Origin of the sequence: Sulfoacidibacillus thermotolerans (assembly GCF_003144315.1) — a bacterium.
Classification (GTDB): Bacteria; Bacillota; Bacilli; order Alicyclobacillales; family SLC66; genus Sulfoacidibacillus; species Sulfoacidibacillus thermotolerans.
The window spans coordinates 1-403 of sequence record NZ_MPDK01000122.1 but is presented as its reverse complement, the minus strand read 5'-3'; the positions used below and the strand labels follow the sequence as shown (position 1 = coordinate 403).

Here is a 403-nt window from a genome sequence, read left to right as displayed (position 1 = left end):
GATTACCTGACAGCGTGTATTCCTCTCCCACGGATATAATAATTACTTACAAAAAAGGGAGAGGATGCATATTTTAAATATCACTGAAGTGAACAGTTTATTTCCGTTATTAATAGAAATGGAGAAATAAATAGGCGTATTCTACAATTGCGACAAAAACAACGATATTAATCAGTTTATGACTGATTTGCTGTACTTTATTCTCTTTCATTGGTACTTCCTCGCTTTAAAAAAGAGTGCACTTCGTAAGTGCCCTTATATAAATAACGAGTTTGGTCAACCAATTTTTTGACATGTATCACAAATTTGAATAGATGTATTACATCAACTATCTTTTATTGCACCAACGTCATTGATATATGTCGCCTGAAGTCAGTTCCGGGAATGAGTCTGATCTCAAGAC

Annotated in this window: 1 protein-coding gene; it reads right to left on the bottom strand. The window is 34.0% G+C overall.

Translation table 11 applies throughout. The features are described 5' to 3' along the window. Nucleotides 1–109: 109 nt before the first annotated feature. A complete protein-coding gene (ykgR, locus tag BM613_RS14780; RefSeq protein ID WP_000662258.1) occupies nucleotides 110–211 on the bottom strand; it encodes a small membrane protein YkgR in 102 nt (33 codons plus the stop codon). Nucleotides 212–403: the final 192 nt, after the last annotated feature.

Excerpts from the sequence above, each read along its gene's own strand:
- ykgR (WP_000662258.1), bottom strand. The coding sequence starts at position 211 with ATGAAAGAGAATAAAGTACAGCAAATCAGTCATAAACTGATTAATATC.